The 17,950-nt window shown below is 63.3% G+C and carries 15 protein-coding genes and 1 pseudogene; 7 read left to right on the plus strand and 9 right to left on the minus strand.

Features of this window, described 5'->3' with window-relative positions:
• The first annotated feature begins 159 nt into the window (after positions 1–159).
• Genes ABID19_RS11590 through ABID19_RS11600 form a run of 3 tightly spaced genes read left to right on the plus strand, consistent with a single transcriptional unit; the run spans position 160 to position 2,407 of the window.
• Positions 160–510: a cupin domain-containing protein gene (locus ABID19_RS11590; RefSeq protein WP_354490564.1), complete on the plus strand. Its 351-nt coding sequence runs from the start codon at positions 160–162 to the stop codon at positions 508–510.
• A gap of 23 nt (positions 511–533) precedes the next feature.
• Entirely contained in the window at positions 534–878 is a 345-nt protein-coding gene (locus ABID19_RS11595; protein WP_354490566.1) for a cupin domain-containing protein, read from the plus strand.
• 20 nt (positions 879–898) lie between these two features.
• Positions 899–2,407 carry an aldehyde dehydrogenase family protein gene (locus tag ABID19_RS11600; protein ID WP_354490567.1) on the plus strand — a complete coding sequence of 503 codons (1,509 nt, stop codon included), beginning with the start codon at positions 899–901 and terminating at the stop codon, positions 2,405–2,407.
• A gap of 16 nt (positions 2,408–2,423) precedes the next feature.
• Here ABID19_RS11600 and ABID19_RS11605 read toward each other — a convergent pair.
• From ABID19_RS11605 to ABID19_RS11625, 5 genes and pseudogenes are all read right to left on the minus strand, one after another.
• Positions 2,424–3,181: pseudogene (locus ABID19_RS11605) on the minus strand (SDR family NAD(P)-dependent oxidoreductase).
• Positions 3,182–3,191: 10 nt separating this feature from the next.
• A complete protein-coding gene (locus tag ABID19_RS11610; protein ID WP_354490569.1) occupies positions 3,192–4,004 on the minus strand; it encodes an ABC transporter permease in 813 nt (270 codons plus the stop codon).
• Complete coding sequence (locus ABID19_RS11615; protein WP_354490571.1) at positions 4,004–4,867, minus strand: ABC transporter permease; 864 nt, start codon at positions 4,865–4,867, stop codon at positions 4,004–4,006. Before ABID19_RS11615 ends, ABID19_RS11610 begins: the two co-directional genes overlap by 1 nt.
• Positions 4,868–4,937: 70 nt before the next feature.
• Complete coding sequence (locus ABID19_RS11620; protein ID WP_354490573.1) at positions 4,938–6,101, minus strand: ABC transporter substrate-binding protein; 1,164 nt, start codon at positions 6,099–6,101, stop codon at positions 4,938–4,940.
• The gene (locus tag ABID19_RS11625) at positions 6,082–7,218 is read right to left on the minus strand and encodes an ABC transporter ATP-binding protein (RefSeq protein ID WP_354490575.1); all 1,137 of its coding nucleotides are present in this window, start codon (positions 7,216–7,218) and stop codon (positions 6,082–6,084) included. The genes ABID19_RS11620 and ABID19_RS11625 overlap by 20 nt, the downstream gene beginning before the upstream one ends.
• Before the next feature lie 112 nt (positions 7,219–7,330).
• Between ABID19_RS11625 and ABID19_RS11630 the strand changes: the two genes are divergently transcribed.
• Complete coding sequence (locus tag ABID19_RS11630) at positions 7,331–8,143, plus strand: response regulator transcription factor (RefSeq protein ID WP_352928563.1); 813 nt, start codon at positions 7,331–7,333, stop codon at positions 8,141–8,143.
• A 26-nt stretch (positions 8,144–8,169) separates the two neighbouring features.
• Here the strand turns inward: ABID19_RS11630 and ABID19_RS11635 are convergent, their stop codons facing one another.
• A complete protein-coding gene (locus ABID19_RS11635) occupies positions 8,170–10,248 on the minus strand; it encodes a 3-hydroxyacyl-CoA dehydrogenase NAD-binding domain-containing protein (RefSeq protein ID WP_354490576.1) in 2,079 nt (692 codons plus the stop codon).
• Between the two features lie 303 nt (positions 10,249–10,551).
• Here ABID19_RS11635 and ABID19_RS11640 point away from each other — a divergent pair, with 303 nt between their 5' ends.
• Complete coding sequence (locus ABID19_RS11640) at positions 10,552–10,707, plus strand: hypothetical protein (RefSeq protein ID WP_354490578.1); 156 nt, start codon at positions 10,552–10,554, stop codon at positions 10,705–10,707.
• Positions 10,708–10,869: 162 nt separating this feature from the next.
• Complete coding sequence (locus tag ABID19_RS11645; protein ID WP_354490580.1) at positions 10,870–11,820, plus strand: LLM class flavin-dependent oxidoreductase; 951 nt, start codon at positions 10,870–10,872, stop codon at positions 11,818–11,820.
• Positions 11,821–11,851: 31 nt separating this feature from the next.
• Here ABID19_RS11645 and fhuB read toward each other — a convergent pair whose 3' ends face one another.
• Genes fhuB through ABID19_RS11660 form a run of 3 tightly spaced genes read right to left on the minus strand, consistent with a single transcriptional unit; the run spans position 11,852 to position 16,906 of the window.
• Complete coding sequence (gene fhuB, locus ABID19_RS11650) at positions 11,852–13,807, minus strand: Fe(3+)-hydroxamate ABC transporter permease FhuB (protein ID WP_354490581.1); 1,956 nt, start codon at positions 13,805–13,807, stop codon at positions 11,852–11,854.
• Positions 13,808–13,860: 53 nt separating this feature from the next.
• On the minus strand, positions 13,861–14,742 hold the full coding sequence (locus tag ABID19_RS11655) for an ABC transporter substrate-binding protein (protein WP_354490583.1): 882 nt from the start codon (positions 14,740–14,742) through the stop codon (positions 13,861–13,863).
• A 7-nt stretch (positions 14,743–14,749) separates the two neighbouring features.
• Entirely contained in the window at positions 14,750–16,906 is a 2,157-nt protein-coding gene (locus ABID19_RS11660) for a TonB-dependent siderophore receptor (protein WP_354490585.1), read from the minus strand.
• 231 nt (positions 16,907–17,137) lie between these two features.
• Here ABID19_RS11660 and ABID19_RS11665 point away from each other — a divergent pair, with 231 nt between their 5' ends.
• Positions 17,138–17,929, plus strand: coding sequence for an ATP-binding cassette domain-containing protein (locus ABID19_RS11665; protein ID WP_354490587.1), 792 nt, complete (start codon positions 17,138–17,140; stop codon positions 17,927–17,929).
• The last annotated feature ends 21 nt before the right edge of the window (positions 17,930–17,950 follow it).

The raw sequence follows: 17,950 nt of genomic DNA on the forward strand, positions 1-17,950 counted from the left end.
TTGGCCGTCATCACTGATTTCGCCAATCACAAAGGTCGCAAGAAGAGTGCCGTCGCCGGAGCTGCCAATCTCCCTCCAAGTGGGGGAGATGGCCGGTAGGCCAGAGGGGGGCGCCGTAGAGCACGGGCACGTTAAGCACAAGCATGGCGGAGCACCCGCATGACCTCCTCAGCACCACATCTCCACCAGGCCTCGACCCGAACCGACCTCGTCGATTGGGGCGCCCAGCCGGATGCGCTGGAAGGCGCTTCGCACTCCACCGGCAGGCTGGTCCACAAGGGGCCGAACAACCAGCCGGAATCCGGCATCTGGGTCTGCACATCAGGCCGCTGGCGGCTAGCGATTCCGCGCGACGAATTGTGCCATTTCGTTGCCGGCCGCGCGACCTACAGGTCGGATGACGGCGAGGTCATCGAGGTCTCCGCCGCCACTGTGGTCATGTTCCCGGCCGGCTGGATCGGTGAGTGCACCGTCCACGAGACCATTCGCAATATCTACATGCTGGCCTGAAGCCGGCCATTGGAGCTCACAACATGCCGACACCGATCATGCAATCGCCGCTCGCCATTACCGACCTCGTCGACTGGGGCGTCATCCCGACAATGATCGAGGGCGAATCCCGCACCTCGGGCAAGCTGCTGCACAAGGGACCGGAGGGCCGCTCCGAATGCGGGCTGTGGGTCTGCACCCCAGGCAAATGGCACTGCCACGTCACCCGCGACGAGTTCTGCCACTTCCTCGAGGGCCGCTGCACCTATGTGCATGAATCCGGCGAGGTGATCCAGATCGAGCCGGACACGGCGGCGTTCTTTCCGCAGGACTGGAAAGGCGTCTGCACCGTCCATGAGACGATCAAGAAGGTCTACATGATCCGCTGAGCGGGTTTGAAAGGAAGACCATGGAATTCTTCGCTGACCGGCCGGCTTTCTTCGTCAATCCGGATTACCGACCGATGGCCGGCACAAGAAAGCCGGTGATCGACCCGGCGACGCTGGAAACCGTCGGCGCGATCACGGCTGCAACCGATGGCGAGATTGACGCCGTGCTGACCGCGGCGACGAAGGCGCAGGTGGCCTGGAAAAAGCTCGACGCCAAGAGCCGTGCCAAGCATCTGCATGCAGTGGCCAACGCCATCGAGGCCGCCGACTTTACGCGCTGCGCCGAGCTGATGGTACGTGAGATGGGCAAGCCCTATCCGGAAGCAATCGGCGAGATCGCCAATTGCGCACCGATCTTCCGCTATTACGCCGAGATGGCGCGTGACGATGCCGGCAAGATCGCCGGCACGACGCAGGCCGGTTCGTTCCAATATGCGCGCTACGAGCCTTACGGCACGTCGGTGCATATCATGCCCTACAATTTCCCCATCCTGCTGATGTGCTGGACCGTCGCCGCTTCGCTTGCCGCCGGCAATGCCTGCGTGATCAAGCCGGCCGAAGCGACGACATTGTCGACGCTGGATTACATGACCGTGTTCCGCTCCTTGCCGCAGGGCCTGGTGTCCTGCCTGCCCGGCGGGGCGGCCACCGCGCAGGCGCTGATCGCTTCGGACCGTACCCACGCGGTCGCCTTCACCGGTTCGGTCGCCGCCGGCAGGGCTGTCGCCGTCGCCTGCGCCGAACGCATGAAGCCGTGCGTTATCGAGGCCGGCGGCAGCGATCCGCTGATCATCAGCCAACATGCTCCGCTTGACATAGCGGCGGCCGGCAGCGTCACTGCCGCGTTTCATCTTACCGGCCAGGTCTGCACCTCGGCCGAACGGTTTTTCGTCGTCGATGCCGTTCACGACCGTTTTGTCGAGCTGTTTGCGCAGAAGACACGTGCGCTGCGCATCGGCAACGGCTTGGACAAGACCGAGATCGGGCCGCTGGTCAGCGAAGCGGCGCGGGCGAAAGTCATGCGGCTGGTCCACGATGCGATCCGTAACGGCGCCAAGGCGGTCACCGGCGGGCGCATTCCGCCGGCACACAATGTCGGCTGGTTCTACGAGCCGACGATCCTGACCGGCGTCACATCAGATATGGCGATCGTGCGCGAGGAGTGTTTCGGGCCGGTCGCCGCGATCTGCCGGGTCAAGGATTTCGACGAGGCGATATCGCTTGCCAACGACAGCCCGTTCGGGCTCGGCGCCTCGGTCTTCACCACCGATCTTGCCGAAGCGCATGAGGCTGCGGAGCGGCTCGAGGCCGGCATGGTCTGGGTCAACAATCCGCTGATCGACAATGACGCGCTGCCGTTCGGCGGCTGGAAGGCATCGGGCCTCGGCCGCGAACTCGGCCGCCAGGGGCTGGATGCCTTCCGCCGCTCGAAGATGGTCATCATCGACCACAAGCCAGCGATCCAGGACTGGTGGTATCCTTATCCCGACAGCTGGTTCCGCGAGGCCGGCGGACGCAAGCACGTATGAGAAATGAACGGCTGCGTCAGCCGATGCTCTCGCCGCCGTCGATCACCAAAGCCTGGCCGGTCATGAAGGACGAACGGTCGGAGACGAGGAACAGGATGGCTTCGGCTATCTCTTCCGCCGCGGCCCAGCGCTGCATGGGAATCTTGGTGCGAACGTAGCGTTCGATCGCCTCCCGTCCACCCATCTGAGCGATGAAGGGCTCGTTGAAGGGCGTATCGACCCAGCCGGGGCAGAGCGCGTTGACGCGCACATTGTGCTTGGCATAGTCGAGCGATATCTGCCGGGTCATCGCCACCACGGCATGTTTTGAGGTTGCGTAGGCGATCATCTCGCGGTCGTAAAACACACCCGAATTCGAGGCAGTGTTCACGATCACACCGCCGCCCTGTTCGATCATCGCATGACGAGCCTGGCGGCGAGGAACTGCGCGCGCACGTTGATCCGCCACGAGGCATCCATGCCGTCGACGCCGACTTCGGTCAGTGTGCCGCCGACCTGGACTCCGGCGTGATTGTGCAGGATGTCGATCCGACCATGTTTACCCAGCGTTCCAGCGATGAGCTGCTCGACCGCCGCGTCGTCGCCGACATCGGTGGCGACCGCCTCGGCCCGGCCGCCTGCCATACGGATGTCGGAAGCCGTTGTTTCACCGGCAGCCGGATCCCTGTCGGCGATCACCAACACCGCGCCTTCCCTGGCCATGATCATGGCACCGGCACGCCCGATACCCGACCCGGCGCCGGTCACTACGGCGATGCGATCTCTCAAAATCATGATGCGACTTTCAGTTTGACGGTTTGCGTTGGCGCAATTGCCATTGGGCAAGCACCACAAGCAGCACCGAGGCGACGAGGACGATCGTCGCGATGGCGTTGATTTCGGGCGTCACGCCGCGCCGGATCGAGGCAAAGACATAGATCGGTAACGTGGTCTGTGCGCCAGCGACGAAGAAGGCGACGATGAAATCGTCGAAGGAGAAGGTGAAGGCGAGCAGGAAGCCGGCGATCACCGCTGGCATGATCTGCGGCAACACGATCGAGCGGAATGTCGTCAGTGGGGTGGCGTACAGATCGCTCGAGGCTTCGACCAGATTGCGGTCGAGGCTGCCGAGCCGTGTGCCGACGATCATCGCCACCAGCGCCATCGAAAACAGGCCATGCGCGGCGATGATCGAGCCGTAGCCGAGCGCCAGGCGTGGCGGCTGGTCGTTCGGCCACAGCGAAGCGAGAAACGGATTGACGACCCCAAACAGCTGGACGAGCGCGACAAGCGTCGAGATGCCGATGACGACGCCCGGAACGACGATCGCTGCGCCGAGAAGTGCGTCGAAGATAGCTCGTGTCCGCGCGCCGACGCGCGCCAGGCCAAGCGCTGCCGCCGTGCCGCAGAGTGCTGCGAGCAAGGCGCTGGTGGTGGCGATGAACAGGCTGTTTTTCAGCGCCTCGACCAGGAACGGGTTCGACAGCGCCTTGCCGTACCATTGCACCGAGAAACCGGTGAACTCGCTGGCGTGGCGACCGGCATTGAAGGAGAACAGCACCACCAGCGCGATCGGCAGGTAGAGAAACGCAAAGACCGCTATGACGAAGGCGCGCATCAGATCAGGTCCACCCGGCGAGCGCCCGAAAGCCGGGTCGAAATGCGATTGGCGACAAGCAGCACCACGACCGAGACCAGAACCAGCGTGATGGCGATTGCCGATCCGAATGGCCAGTTACGCGATTGCAGGAACAGATCGACCAGCGCGTTGCCGATGAAGAAGACCTTGCCGCCACCGAGCAGCGTCGGGATCAGATATTCGCCGAGCAGCAGGATCATGACCAGCGAGAAGCCGGTCATCACCCCCGGCAGCGACAGCCGCAGCGTCACGCCAAGGAATGTCGAGATCGGCGTTGCACCGAGATCGGCGGAGGCTTCCAGCAGCCGGCGATCGAGCCGCTCGAGGCTGACATAGATCGGCAGGATCATCAGCGGCAGATAGCCGTAGACGATACCGAGCAGGACCGCGCCCGGCGTGTTGATCAGCCGCACATCCTCAAACCCGACATAGGCCAGCAATGCCGGAATGCCGCGCCCGCCCAGAACATACATCCAGGCGTAGGTTCGCATCAGCAGGCTGGTCCAGAACGGAATGACGACGAGCGCAAGCAGGATCAGCCGCCACCGCTCCGGCGCGCGCAAGGCGAGGTAATAGGCGACCGGATAGGCGACGAGGAGACAGGCCAAGGCGCCTGCCGGCGCCAGCACCATCGTGTTCCAGAAGGCAGTCGCCCGTGCCGGAAGATTGGCATATTGCGCAAAGGTGAAAGCGGCCTGATAGCCGCCTTCAGGCGCCCGCTCGCCGACGCTGAAGACGGCGATCGCGACAAACGGCAAGACCAGAAACACCACCAGCCACGCGGTTGCTGGACCGAGCAGCAGCGCGGTCAGCAGATTATGACGAATGACATTGCTGCGCATTGAAAACCGCCCCGGGTGCCGGCGGACATCTGCCCGCCGGGTGAGTGCCTGTATCGGACCTATGGCCGGTTCAAGCCGACTTGAAGCGGGCCATCAGTTCGGCCCGGGCCGGATCGGTCAGCGTCGCAGCCGCACCGAATTCCAGCGGAGATAATAGTTCGGCCGCCGGGTAGAGGATCGGATTGTCCAGCACCTCCTTGGGCAGCATCGCATTGACCCGCGCGTCGGTGGAAGGCGCGCCGTTGGCCAGGTGCTCCTTGACCGCGACTTTCGGGTCCATCAGGTAGTTGAGCAGGGCATAGCCGGCGGGCTTGTTGGGCGCATCTTTCGGAATGGCGTAGAAGTCGGTCCAGATCTCGCCGCCCTCCTTGCCAAGCACATAAGCGATCTCGGGAATGTCGCGGTGGAGCTGCGCCCCGTCATTGGTCCAGCACATCGTCATCCAGGCGTCGCCGGCACGCATCGACGGCTGATAATCGCTGGAAACCGCGAACAGATGCGGCTTGACCTTCAGCAGCAATTCTTCCGCCTTGGCGAGCTCGTCCGGCTTCAGCGAGTTGAACGAGAAGCCGAAATATTTCAGCGCATTGCCGATCGTGGTGAGCTGGTAGTCATGGACCATGGTCCGGCCGTCGCCGTCCGCCATGGCCGTGTCCCAGAATTCCTTCCAACTCGTGATCGGCTTGGTGAGCTTCTTGGTGTTGACTGCAAATCCGGTGGTACCCCAGTTCTTCGGCACAGCGTAGGTCGCGCCGTCGATCGTGCCTTCCCCAGTGAAGCGCGGGTCCTGTTGCGAGCCGTCGAAATTGGCAAGCTTGGCCATGTCGAGCGCTTCGATGATGTCGAGCTTCTTGTAGGTAGAGATCGTGTAGTTGGTCGGCACGAAAAGGCTCCAGCCCGAGGCGCCAGCCTGCAGTTTGGCCAGCATCTCCTCGTTTGACCCGAACACATTGACCTCGACAGCAACGCCGGTCTCCGCCTTGAAATTCTCGAACGTCGCCGGGTCGTGATAATTGGGCCAGGTGGCGATCGACATGCGGTCGCCAAGACCCTCCTGGGCGAAGGCGGGCGACGGCATGATGCCGAACTCACGGGCCATCACCGCCGTTGCGATGCCAAGACCGGTGAGGCCAAGGAACTCGCGGCGGCCGATGGAACCGCGCTTGAGCCGCATCAATTGGTCGACGAATTTTTCGGGGTTTATCGGCAGTCCGTCACGATATGATTTCGACATGTTTATTTTCCCTCTGGTTGGTCCCGTTGTTCTTGGTATCAGGGAACGCGAGCGGCGTTCCTGACGTAAAGCCGATGGCGACGGGTTCACCCGGCTTGAAGAGGTTTCCACTGCCGATCAGGTGATCGGCCTTGGCGAGCAGCGTTCCGATACCCCCGACCTCGATCGCATATTCCGCGGTCGAGCCCAGAAAGATCCGGTTGCGGACAATGCCGTTCAGCCGGCCGCTTCCCGGCGCGCCGAGGCTTAAAGATTCGGGACGCAGGCTGACCGAAACGGCTTCATCCTGCCGCAGCGAAGTCCGTTTGCGCGCGGCAATGACAGTGCCGTCGGCAAGCGCCACCTCGACGAGGTTGCCCGAGTGCCCGGCCACCTTGCCGCTCAACAGATTGGTCTTGCCGACGAAGTCGGCGACGAAGAGGTCGGCGGGCTCGTCATAGATGTCGCTTGGCTGTCCGAGCTGGACGATGCGCCCGCCATTCATGACGCAGACGAAATCGCTCATCGACAGGGCTTCTTCCTGGTCGTGCGTGACAAGGACGAAGGTGATGCCGATCTCGCGCTGCAGGTTCTGCAACTCTATCTGCATGTCGGTGCGCAGCTTCTTGTCGAGCGCCGCCAGCGGCTCGTCGAGGAGCAGCACCGCCGGCTTGTTGACCAGCGCGCGCGCCAGTGCGACACGCTGCTGCTGGCCGCCGGAAAGCTCGTGGATCTTGCGGCGGCCGTAGCCGGCAAGCCGCACCATGGCGAGCGCCTCGCCTGCCCTCAGGCTGATCTCCCGCGACGACAGCCGCGGCCTTGCCTGGCGCAGCCCGTAGGCGATGTTGTCCTCGACATCGAGATGCGGAAACAGCGCATATTGCTGGAACACCATATTGACCGGCCGCCGGTAGGGCGGCGTGCCGGCCATGTCGCGGCCGCGGATGAAAACCGCGCCTTCGCTTGGCTGTTCGAAGCCGCCGATCATGCGCAGGCAAGTCGTCTTGCCGCAGCCGGACGGCCCGAGCAAGGCGACAAAGGCGGATGGCGGGACGGCAAGATCGATGCCGCTGACCGCGGTCACGCTGCCGTAGCGTTTGGCGACCCCGCGAAACTCGATATCGGGTACTGCGGTCAAAGCTGCGGCTCCAGCAACAAGACAATCTCGAAACGCTATCAGAGCCAATGGCAGCTAGTATATACCTCGCAGGTGGTATATTTGGTCTATTTTCTCGTTTAAGGGGGTATAATTGAGCGTATTGCGCAGCGACGAATACAATCAGCTCGCTACGCTCATCGCTGCGACGCGGGAGACGAGCGGCGAACTTTTCGGCAAGGCGTTGGTCGCCTGGCTGCGGCAGCATGTCAGCTTCGATCACTGTGTGATCTTCGGCTATCGCGGCGCCTCACGGCCGCCGCTGCTGTTCGAGACGTTCTCGCCGGCCGAAAGCCACGTCTTCGTCGCACTCTATCAGGAAGGGCCTTATCTGCTCGACCCGTTCCACCACGCGGCGGTCGAGCGCAAGGAAGGTTTTTGGCGCATGCGCGAACTGGCGCCGGACCGCTTCTATGCCAGCGAATATTACCGCTCCTACTATAGCCAGACCAAGCTGGCCGAGGAGGTCGGTTTCTTCGTGCCGCTGCCGGGAAAGGACGCGCTGGTGGTCTCGCTGATGCGATTGCATGCTTCGGGACCCTTCGGAACCGCCGATGCCAGGCTGCTGCGCGACATGGCGCCGGCAGTGATCGGCTTCATCAGGTTGCGCTGGCCGGCCCTTCCGGCCGACGAACCGGCAGAGACGAAACAGGACGAGGCGATTGCGCCGGTCAACGAGTTCGAACGTGCTCACATCTGGAAGAGCCTTTCGCTCACGCCGCGCGAAAAACATGTCGTCGACCTAGTGCTTCAGGGCCATTCGACGGAATCCATAGCCCGAGCGATGCGTATCGTACCGGGAACCGTAAAGGTCCACCGCCGCAACATCTATCGCAAGCTCAAGATCAAGTCGCAGGCTGGTCTGTTCGCGCGTTTCGTCGAGATCATGGACGCTCGGATTCGGTAGTCCATGATTTTCGAAGACGGCTTCGCTCAGGCAGTTTGGCTGGTAGCGCCTTCCCAGGCGCCGGTTTCAGCCACCTGTCTGAGCAGGGGCGCCGGCTTGAAAACGTCCTTGCCGGTCCGCTCGTGCCAGTGGTCGAGCCGCCCGATGATCTTGTCGACCCCTTCGAGGCCGGCCCAGAACATCGGCCCGCCCTTGCCCACGGGAAAACCGTAACCATTGACCCAAACGATGTCGATGTCGGAGGCGCGGGCAGCAATCTTCTCCTCGAGAATCTTCGCCCCTTCATTGATCATCGGGTAAAGCGTCCGCTCGATGATCTCCTCGGCGCCGATCGCCCGCGGCGCGATGCCGTTCTCGGCAGCCTTGTCGCGGATTAGCGCTTCGACTTGCGGGTTGGGAGCGGGTGTGCGTGAGCCGTTCTCGTAGCGGTAGAAACCGCTGCCGGTCTTTTGGCCGAAATGTCCCTGCTCGCACAGCGTGTCGGCGATTATTGCCGTCTGGCCGCGCGCCTTGCGATTGCGCCAGCCTATGTCGAGGCCGGCGAGATCGCCCATCTGGAACGGTCCCATCGGCCAGCCGAAATCGGTAAACACCTGGTCGATCTGCTGTGGCGTTGCACCTTCCAGCAACAGCGCCTCGGATTCCGAACCGCGCGCGGCCAGCATGCGGTTGCCGACGAAGCCATGGCAGACGCCGACGACGACCGGCACCTTGCCGATGCGCCGCGCCAGTTCGACGACCGTCGCCAGCGCGTCCGGCGCAGTCTTCTCGGCGCGCACGATCTCCAGCAGCTTCATGACGTTTGCCGGCGAAAAGAAGTGCAGGCCAAGCACATCCTGCGGCCGCGAGGTCGAGGCGGCGATTTCATTGACGTCGAGATAGGAGGTGTTGGTAGCGAGAATCGCACCGGGTTTGGCCACCGCGTCGAGCCTGCCGAAGACATCCTTCTTGACCGCCATCTCCTCGAACACGGCCTCGACGATCAGATCGCAATCGGCAAGGTCGCCATAGTCGGTGGAACCCTTGAACAGGTCGAGGCGCTGACGTTTGGTGTCTTCGCTGAGGGAACCGCGCGCGACGGAGACGGCATAGTTCTTCTCGATCGTCGCCAGCCCGCGTTGCAGCGCCTCCTGCGTCGTTTCCAGCAGGGTCACAGGAAACCCGCCATTGGCGAACGCCATGGCGATGCCGCCGCCCATGGTGCCGGCGCCGATGACGCCGACCCGCGCGATCTTGCGCCTGACGATATCTTTAGCCCCAACCTTCGCCGCCTCGCGCTCGGCGAAGAACAGATGGCGCTGCGCGCGCGACTGATCACCTGCAACCAATTTGGCGAACAGTTCGCGTTCCGCCGCAAGCGCTTCTTTGAACGGCAGCGTGATGGCGTTGCGGACCGACTGAGCGCAGGCGATTGGCGCTTCGAGCCCGCGCGCCTTTTTGGCAAGTTCCCCTACTTGCGTGTCGAATTCAGGCAATTCCGCCTGGTCGAGACGGCCGTCACGGCCGCGCACCGGCGTGAACGACCCACCCTTGTCAACCATTTCGCTGGCGAAACCAACCGCCTGCGCAGTCAGGCCGCCCTCGAAGACGGCGTCCACCAGCCCAGCGGCGAGCGCCTCGGCCGCGCCGATCGGCGTGCCCGAAACGATCATGCTAAGCGCCTTGAGCGCGCCGACGAGACGCGGCAGCCGAACCGTGCCGCCACCGCCGGGCAGCAGGCCGAGCTTGACCTCCGGCAGGCCGAGCTTGGCCGCGGCATCGGCAACGCGGAAATGGCAACCAAGCGCCAGTTCCAGGCCACCGCCGAGCGCTGTGCCGTGGATAGCGGCGACCGTTGGCTTGGCGACGGTTTCCAGCACCGCAATGATGGCGCGCAGATCCGGCTGCTGCACCGGCTTGCCGAACTCGGTGATATCGGCGCCGGCGACGAAGGTCCGCCCGGCGCAAGCGATGACGATGGCCGCGACACCAGGCTCGTCCCGTAACCAGACAAGCGCGTGCATCAGCGGCTCGCGAACATGGAAGCTCAGCGCGTTAACAGGCGGATTGTCGATGGTCACGACCGCGACGCCGCCATCCCTTGCAACGCTTACGAAATTGGACACGCAAACCTCTCCCAGTGATGACGACCGACAACGCCAAACGGGATTTACAGGGTGAATGGCCGGATGGGAACGGATGTTTTCCGGCAGGCTCTCGTCAGCGCCGGCTGACACGGACTGATACCCTCCTCCTGCGTGTGGCATGGCGTTCTTCCTATCGGCCGGACCACCTCAGAAGCGCAACGCTAAGCAGAAAACGAACTAAATTCTTGTTCAATCTGAGAAAATTATTCCAATAATCCCCTGAAAATAGCACTCGACAAAGTCTACTGATTTTATAGATTAACCGCCGAGACGGAGGTCGATATGTCCTATTTCCAGAACGCCCGGACTGCCCGCAAAGGTCAAAGGCTTGGTTCCGAACAGACGTGGCGGCCGGCCTATGCGGGCGCCTTTGCCTATCTCGTCTTTACCCTTGCGTTCGTGTTCACCGGGGCAGTCGTTCTAGGCCTTATTCCCTGATCGTTGATCCCCGAATTAGGAAGCCCCGAAATACGGGAACCCCGATTCATCGACACCAGATTGGGATAGCGACCTGCCGTTTTTGCAACATCGGAGTTGAATGAACCGCGTGCCGGTGCGCTTTCGCGCGCCACTGACCCCAACGTGATGGAGGAGATGGCAATGCCGATCGAGTTCACGCATGTTCCCGGTAAAACTCACCCCGCCGATTCAACGGCGCCGTTTTTCTACGATTTCCTGGAAACCGCGACAAAGCTGTCGCTGATCGAGGACATCGGTTTCCAGAAGATCGTCGTCGACGATTCGGCCGGGCTGTTGACCAATATGGATATTGCTGCCCGCGCGCTGGACCGCACGTCCACACTCGAGGTCGTTCTCACGCATTGGGCGGGTGTGATCGAGCCGGCGGTGGCGGCGCGGCAATTAGCGTCGCTCGACGCCAAAAGCGGCGGGCGGCTGTCGCTCAGGATGCTTAGCGAGCCGCTGAACGACGACGATGCCGAAACGCGTCCGGTCGGTCATACGATCGTCTGGCAGCGGATCGACGAATATCTGGTGCTGCTGAAACGGTTGTGGTCGAACGACAGGCCGTTCGATCATGAAGGCGCCTTTTACAGCGTCAAAAGCGGCTATGTGCCGCGCAAGGGCCCGCATGGCGCCGACATGACCATCCGCATGGGCGGGCAGTCCGGAACGGCCCTCAGGGTCGCCGGGCGGCATGCCGATATCTTCGAGCTGGCGCCGGGTTCGCCGGGCGAGGTCCTGCAGCTGATGGAGCGGGTGCGCAGTGCCGCTGCCGAACACGGCCGGGCCGGCAAGCTGCGTTTCGCGCTTCCCGTCCGGATCCGTTCGGAGGACAACGCCGCTTGCCGGAAGGCGGTCGAAATCGCTGGACCGCCGGCACAGATCGCGCTTTCCCTGCTTCCCTACGCGTCTTTAGGAATCCAGGAGTTCATGATCGTCGGAGTCGATAGGCCACGCGAGATCGCAATGGCCGGCCGCGAAACGATCGCGCTGCTGCGCAACACCCTGGTGCGCCGCGAGGCCGATGTCCCTCAGCCCGAGGCGTTTGCGTCTCGCGTGATCCGGGGAGCACATACCGGCAAGGCATGACGCCGAAAGACCCTTGAGACGGAGACGCCGCTCACTGCCGGCCTTTCCACATCAGCACCATGAAATAAGGCCCGCCGACCAGAGCAGCCAGCAAACCCGCCGGAATCTGCCACGGGAAAATGAGCATTCGGCCGGCCCAGTCGGCCGAAACAAGCATCGCGCCGCCAAGGATCGCGGATGCGAAAAGCGGCGGCAAGGCGCGCTGGAAGCCGAGCATGCGGGCCAGGTGCGGCGCCATCAATCCGACGAAGCTCAGCGGCCCGATGACAAGCGTGGCGATTGTCGTCGGCACGGCAATAAGCACCAGCAGGATGATCCGCACGCGAAAGAGGCTAAGCCCGAGCGCGCGCGAAGCGGCTTCTCCAAGCGGGAGGATGTCCAGCCAACGGATGGTGAGGGGCACGATGGCCAGCAGAGCAATTGCCGTCACAGCGGCGACCGTGGCATCGGCGGCGGTGGCCCGGTAGGTCGAGCCGGATAGCCAGCCGATGAGCGTATCGAGCCGTGGATCGCCGCTGGCGAGCATCACCGCCGAGAATGCCGACGCCATCGTCGCCACGGCGATACCGGAAAGCAGCAACCGATCATTCGCGATGGGCTGCCGGCGGCCGGTCTGCGAAATCATCGCCAGGCTGGCCAGAGCCCCGACGAGACCGGCGGCGATCATTGCCGGGCGGCTGACATCAGTAGTCGCGACGAAGAGCAGCAGGATGCCTAGCGAGGCGCCGCCAGATACGCCCAGCACCTCGGGAGCCGCCATCGGATTGCCGGTCATCCTCTGCATCAGCGTGCCGGCCACGCCCAGCATCATACCGGCGGAAACTGCGACGGCGATGCGAGGCGCCCTGAACGGCAGGAGGTCGGCAAGTTCGGCGGCCGAGGCCACGTGCCAGCCGGCCGTGCCTCGCCCGACAACAAGCGCGGCACAGAGAAGAAGCGCCATCACGACGAGCCCGGCCAGCAGATGGGCCCAGCCGCTGCGCCTGTGCATGGAAGACAGCATGGCGCCGTCGCGATCCGGGCTGGTGCGCAATTTCGGCAGGAGGAGAAACAGCAGCGGCGCACCAAGGAATGCCGTCGCCACGCCTGCCGGGATCTCGGAGGTAAACGGCACGACTTGTACCAGCCGGTCGGTCAGCCATAACAGCGCGGCACCCGTAAGCGGTGCCCAGATCATGCGCTGGCGCAAGGTCCGTGCGCCGGCGAGCCTGACCAGCGCCGGCGCCGCAAGCGCCACGAAGCTGATGACGCCGACGGCTGCGACCACCATGCTGGTCAGCGCGACGGCGACAGTCATCCCCGCCAGCCGTGTCACCACGGGGTTCGTCCCGAGGCTTTCCGCGCCCTCGTCGCTCAGGTCGAGAAGCCGCAGCGGCCGGAGCAGAAGGAAGGCAGCAATGCCGGCCACCGCGAGCCATGGTGCGAACCCGAGCACCACGGCGTCGCCGTTCTGGATCAGCGAACCGCTCTGCCAGATGAAAAGCTCTTCGGAATATTCGCGATTGGCTGCCATCAGCAGGGCGCTTGCCGAACTGCATGTGAGGCTGACCACCAGGCCGGAGATGATGATCGCGACCGGCGAGAAACTCCGGCCTTGGGCCAGAGCCAGAACCGCCAGCGTCGACAGGGCGCCGCCGGCGAGCGCCACCCATTCGCGACCTTGCTCCAGCATCCACGGCGCGTAGAGCGTGGCGATCGTCAGGGCGACGGTCGCGCCCGCATTGGTGCCTATGGTGGTCGGCTCGGCGAGCGGATTGCGCAGCACCTGCTGGAGCAGCGTGCCGGTCAGGCCGAGCGCCGCACCGGCCAGCAGGCTGATCGCCAGACGCGGCAGAAAGGCATGGCGATAAAGGAGTTGCCGCGGATCGGCAAAGTCCGTCGCTCCGAGCGATTGCCACCACATGTCGGCGGGCAACAGGCGCAAAAGCTGGGCAGCGGTAAGATATGCGGCGAGCACCGCCGGCACGCCGACGAGGGCGACGAGCATCCAACCGCCTGCCACGAAACGAGCACGATGGCCGGCCGTGGACTGCATGACGGTCATGCCCGGACCAGCAAATTTGCAAAGCGGGCAGCGGCGGCAAGTCCGCCAAACGGCCATACCGGCGGGATTGTCCTGACGTTGCCGGCTTTGACGCAGGGAAGATTCGCCCAGAGGCTGCTTTGGTCAATCCTGATCTTCACATGCGGGGGGATCGGGTCGAGGGAAATCACGCGAGCCTCGCCGATCGCAACCAGCTCTTCGATGCCGAGCATTGAAAACCCCCAGCCATCGGTCGGCGCCGTCCAGGCATTGGTGAGACTCAACCTGTCGAGCACGTCCTGGAACAGACCGCCCTTGCCGTAAACACGGACGTGACGGTCGTCGAACATGCTGACCACCGCGAGCGGTTGCTTTGCCCGTCCTGCCAATTGTGCCCTGATCCGGGCGATTGCCGCCGCCGTCTCCCGGATAAGCCGTTGCGCCTCCGCCTCGCGGCCGAGTCGCAGGCCAAGTTTCAGCGTTTCAATTTCGGCCTGGCGATAAGGCGTCTCGGTACCGTCGTAGAAGGGTACGGTGTGCACCGGCGCGATCCGCTTGAATGGTGCTTCGTCGAGCCCGAAGCCATAGGCGCCGGTGATCAGGTCGGGCTCGAGTTCCAGGAGCAGTTCGAGATTGGGCTCGCCGCGCGATCCGAGATCGATGCAGCCGGCGGGAAGATCCGGACCTACAACCCAGTCGCGATAACCTTTGATGTCGGCGACCGCGACCGGCCCGATCCCGAGCGAGATGACCATCTCTGCCGAAGTCCATTCGAGGCAGGCGATCCGCGGCGGCCGCGCCGCACGTGCCAGATCGCCGCGCAGACCGAGGCTCGTCGCGGCCAGGCCGGCAAGGCACCGGCGCCGCGTCAGGGATGCCAATTGGGTTCGGGCCTGCACGCGAGGGTCACCATGTGTACTTCACCGAGCCCTTGATCCGGCGACCCTCGCCATAAAAGCAGCCGAAGCTTTCTGCGAAGCAGGAGGCGACATAGCGCTTGTCGAACAGATTGCTGACATTGAGGTTCAGCTCGGCGCTTTGCCATTTGTAGTGGAGCGCGGCATCGACGAGCGTGACGGCCGGCACCTTGAACGTATTGGCGTCGTCGCCGTAGGTCGAGCCGACATAGCGGATGCCGGCGCCGAGCCCGAGGCCCTCCAGCCTGCCGCTGCCGACGGTGTAGTTCGCCCACAGCGAGGCCGCGTGTGTCGGCACGCCGAAAGGCGTGTTGCCCTGGTTGCTCGTTCCATCCTCGTTGATGCTGGTCGGGCTGGTGATCTCGGTGTCGAGATAGGTGTAGGCCGCCCTGAGGTCGAAGCCGGAATCAAGGCTCGCAACACCTTCCAGCTCGATGCCGCGCGAGCGGATCTCCCCGGTCTGGAAGATGTCGTCGGGCCGACCAACGCCGCCATAGCGCACGACATTCTGCCGGGTCAGGTCGAAGGCCGAAACGGTGATGAAGGAGTTCCAGCCGACCGGCTGATATTTCAGGCCGATTTCATACTGCTTGCCGGTTTCGGGGACGAGGGGATTGCCGTTGCTGTCTGGGCCGGACACCGGCTGGAACGATTCGGAATAGCTGACATAGGGGGCAAGACCGTTGTCGGCGAGATAAAGCAGACCGGCGCGGCTGGTGAAGGCGTCGTCCTTCTGGCGGGGATCGAAAGCGCCGGCCAGATTGTCGTAGACTTTCGAGTCCGCCCAGTCCTGGCGGCCGCCCAGCGTCAGCCGCCAGTTGCCCAGCTTGATCTGGTCCTGCGCGTAAATGCCGACCTGCGATTGGGTTGTGTCGGTGTCTGTATAGGGCGTCATTTCGCCGACCGGGTAGCCATAGACCGGGTCGAATATGTTGAAATCATCGCCGATCATATCGTTGCTGGAGGCATAGTCGCGATAGGTGTAGCGCTTGTAGTCGAGGCCGACGAGCAGCGTGTGGGCGAGCGCCCCGGTGTCGAAATCGGCCTGCGCCTGGTTGTCGATGGTCACGCCGCTCAGCCTGGTGCCGCCGGCATCGGCATAGCGGGAATAATCGCCATCTTCATTCAGAAGCCCGCCGCCAAAGACGCCTTCCTCATAGTGCTTCAGATAGACGTAGCGGGCATGCTGGCGGACCTGCCATGTCTCGTTGAAGCGGTGGTCGAATTCGTAACCGATCGACGCCTGGTCGTTGTTGTAGGTGTCGAAATCCGGCTCGCCGACGAACATGCTGTTCGGCAGATATTTTCCGTCCTTTCCCGGCCTGATCGTGCCGTATGCCGGTAGGTACTGCATCGCCCAGCCGGAGCGATCGCGCTGATAATTGGCGAGGATGGTCAGGCTGGTATCGGCATCCGGCTGCCAGGTCAGCGCCGGCGCGATGAAGATGCGATCGTCCTTGACGAAATCTGTCTGGGTGTCGCCCATATGAGCGGCGCCGGTGAGGCGGAACAGCAGCGACTTGTCGGCGTTCACTGCCCCGCTGAAATCGAACTTTCCTTCATAGCGGTTGAAGCTTCCGGCGCCGAGTTCGACCTCGCGGAGGTTCTCCTCGGTCGGGCGCTTGCTGACATAGTTAATGATGCCGCCAGGGCTTGCCTGGCCGTAGAGAACCGACGCCGGCCCGCGCAGGATTTCGTAACGTTCGGCGCCGTAGGAATCGAGCGCCGTGAACAGCGTGAAATTGCTTTCCTTGAGCTGCAGCCCGTCCTTGTAGAAGACGCCGCTGGAGTTCGAAATGCCGCGCATCTGCAAGCCGTGGCCACGATTGTCGGTGCCGTAGAGATTGCCGCTGGCGCCGGGCGTGTAGCGTAGCGCGCCGTTCAGGCTGTCCACCGCCTGTGCTTCCATCTGGTCTTTGGTGATGACCGATATCGACTGCGGCGTCTCGATCAGCGGCGTGTCGGTCTTGGTGGCGGTGGAGCCCTGGGTGGCGACGTAACCGTCGACTGTTCCAAAGGCGCTTTCGACGCGTTCCTGGACGTTGATCGGGTCGAGAGTGGTGGTTTCCTGCGCGACGGCGTGGCCGCTGCCAAGCAGCGCAGGCAGCGACATCGCCGCGATCAGCAGGTTTCGGCGCGCAGGCATTTCATCTCGGATTCTTCCGCGACCAGAACCACTCACCATCTCGGCACGCCCCACTTTTTTGAATTTCGACGCAAATTCGGCGCGTCACGACATTTTGTTGACTCAAAAGGTCATCTTCATTGTTGACTAGTAAAGTCATGTTTCATAGTCAACCGGACATCGGCGCCGAAAACCGGATTGTCGAAGCCGATTTTGGAAATGCGCGCGCGAAGCCGAAGAGAGGCCGATATCGTGGCTGGAACTCATGCCCAGACTGCCTTCAATGTCGAAGCGGTGCGGTTCGCCGTCGGCGAGCGGACGCTGCTCGGTCCTGTCACGCTCGAGCTGCAGCGCTCGCGCGTCTACGGGCTGATCGGGCACAACGGCTCGGGCAAGTCGACGCTGATCAAGCTCCTGGCGCGCCAGCAGCCGGCAAGTTCGGGCGGCATCACCTTCGCGCAGCGGCCGCTTGTGCAGTGGGGTGCGCGCGAGCTCGCCCGTGCGCTGGCCTATCTGCCGCAGACGACGCCGGCGGCGACCGGCTTGACCGTGCGCGAACTGGCGACGCTCGGTCGCTATCCCTGGCATGGCGCGCTCGGCCGATTCGGACACGAAGACAGGCGCCATGTCGACGAGGCGCTTGTCCTGACGGACATGGCTGACTTCACCGACCGGCTGGTGGACGAATTGTCCGGCGGCGAGCGCCAGCGCGCATGGCTGGCGATGCTGGTGGCGCAGAATGCCGGCGTCATGCTGCTCGACGAGCCGATCTCGGCGCTCGATATCGCCCATCAGGTCGAGGTGCTGGGGCTGGTCAAGGATCTCAGCCGCAAACGCGACCTATGCGTCGTCGTGGTGCTGCACGATCCCAACATGGCGGCGCGCTACTGCGACGAATTGATCGCGCTGAAGGACGGAAAGCTGCTGACGCGCGGTACGCCGGACCAAATCATGCAGGGCGACGTGCTCAAAGGAATTTTCGGTGTGGAGATGGGCGTGTTTGCGCACCCCGTGACCGGCCAGCCCATCGGCTATGTGCAATGAGGCCACTGTGAGAATAAGGAA

The organism is Mesorhizobium robiniae, from assembly GCF_040545535.1.
GTDB classification, from domain to species: domain Bacteria; phylum Pseudomonadota; class Alphaproteobacteria; order Rhizobiales; family Rhizobiaceae; genus Mesorhizobium; species Mesorhizobium robiniae.

What these genes read in the sequence shown, in the direction of transcription:
- ABID19_RS11590 (WP_354490564.1), top strand. Translation starts at nt 160, where the DNA reads ATGACCTCCTCAGCACCACATCTCCACCAGGCCTCGACCCGAACCGAC.
- ABID19_RS11595 (WP_354490566.1), top strand. Translation starts at nt 534, where the DNA reads ATGCCGACACCGATCATGCAATCGCCGCTCGCCATTACCGACCTCGTC.
- ABID19_RS11600 (WP_354490567.1), top strand. Translation starts at nt 899, where the DNA reads ATGGAATTCTTCGCTGACCGGCCGGCTTTCTTCGTCAATCCGGATTAC.
- ABID19_RS11610 (WP_354490569.1), bottom strand. Translation starts at nt 4,004, where the DNA reads ATGCGCGCCTTCGTCATAGCGGTCTTTGCGTTTCTCTACCTGCCGATC.
- ABID19_RS11615 (WP_354490571.1), bottom strand. Translation starts at nt 4,867, where the DNA reads ATGCGCAGCAATGTCATTCGTCATAATCTGCTGACCGCGCTGCTGCTC.
- ABID19_RS11620 (WP_354490573.1), bottom strand. Translation starts at nt 6,101, where the DNA reads ATGTCGAAATCATATCGTGACGGACTGCCGATAAACCCCGAAAAATTC.
- ABID19_RS11640 (WP_354490578.1), top strand. Translation starts at nt 10,552, where the DNA reads ATGTCCTATTTCCAGAACGCCCGGACTGCCCGCAAAGGTCAAAGGCTT.
- ABID19_RS11645 (WP_354490580.1), top strand. Translation starts at nt 10,870, where the DNA reads ATGCCGATCGAGTTCACGCATGTTCCCGGTAAAACTCACCCCGCCGAT.
- fhuB (WP_354490581.1), bottom strand. Translation starts at nt 13,807, where the DNA reads ATGCTCGTCGCCCTCGTCGGCGTGCCGGCGGTGCTCGCCGCATATCTT.
- ABID19_RS11660 (WP_354490585.1), bottom strand. Translation starts at nt 16,906, where the DNA reads ATGCCTGCGCGCCGAAACCTGCTGATCGCGGCGATGTCGCTGCCTGCG.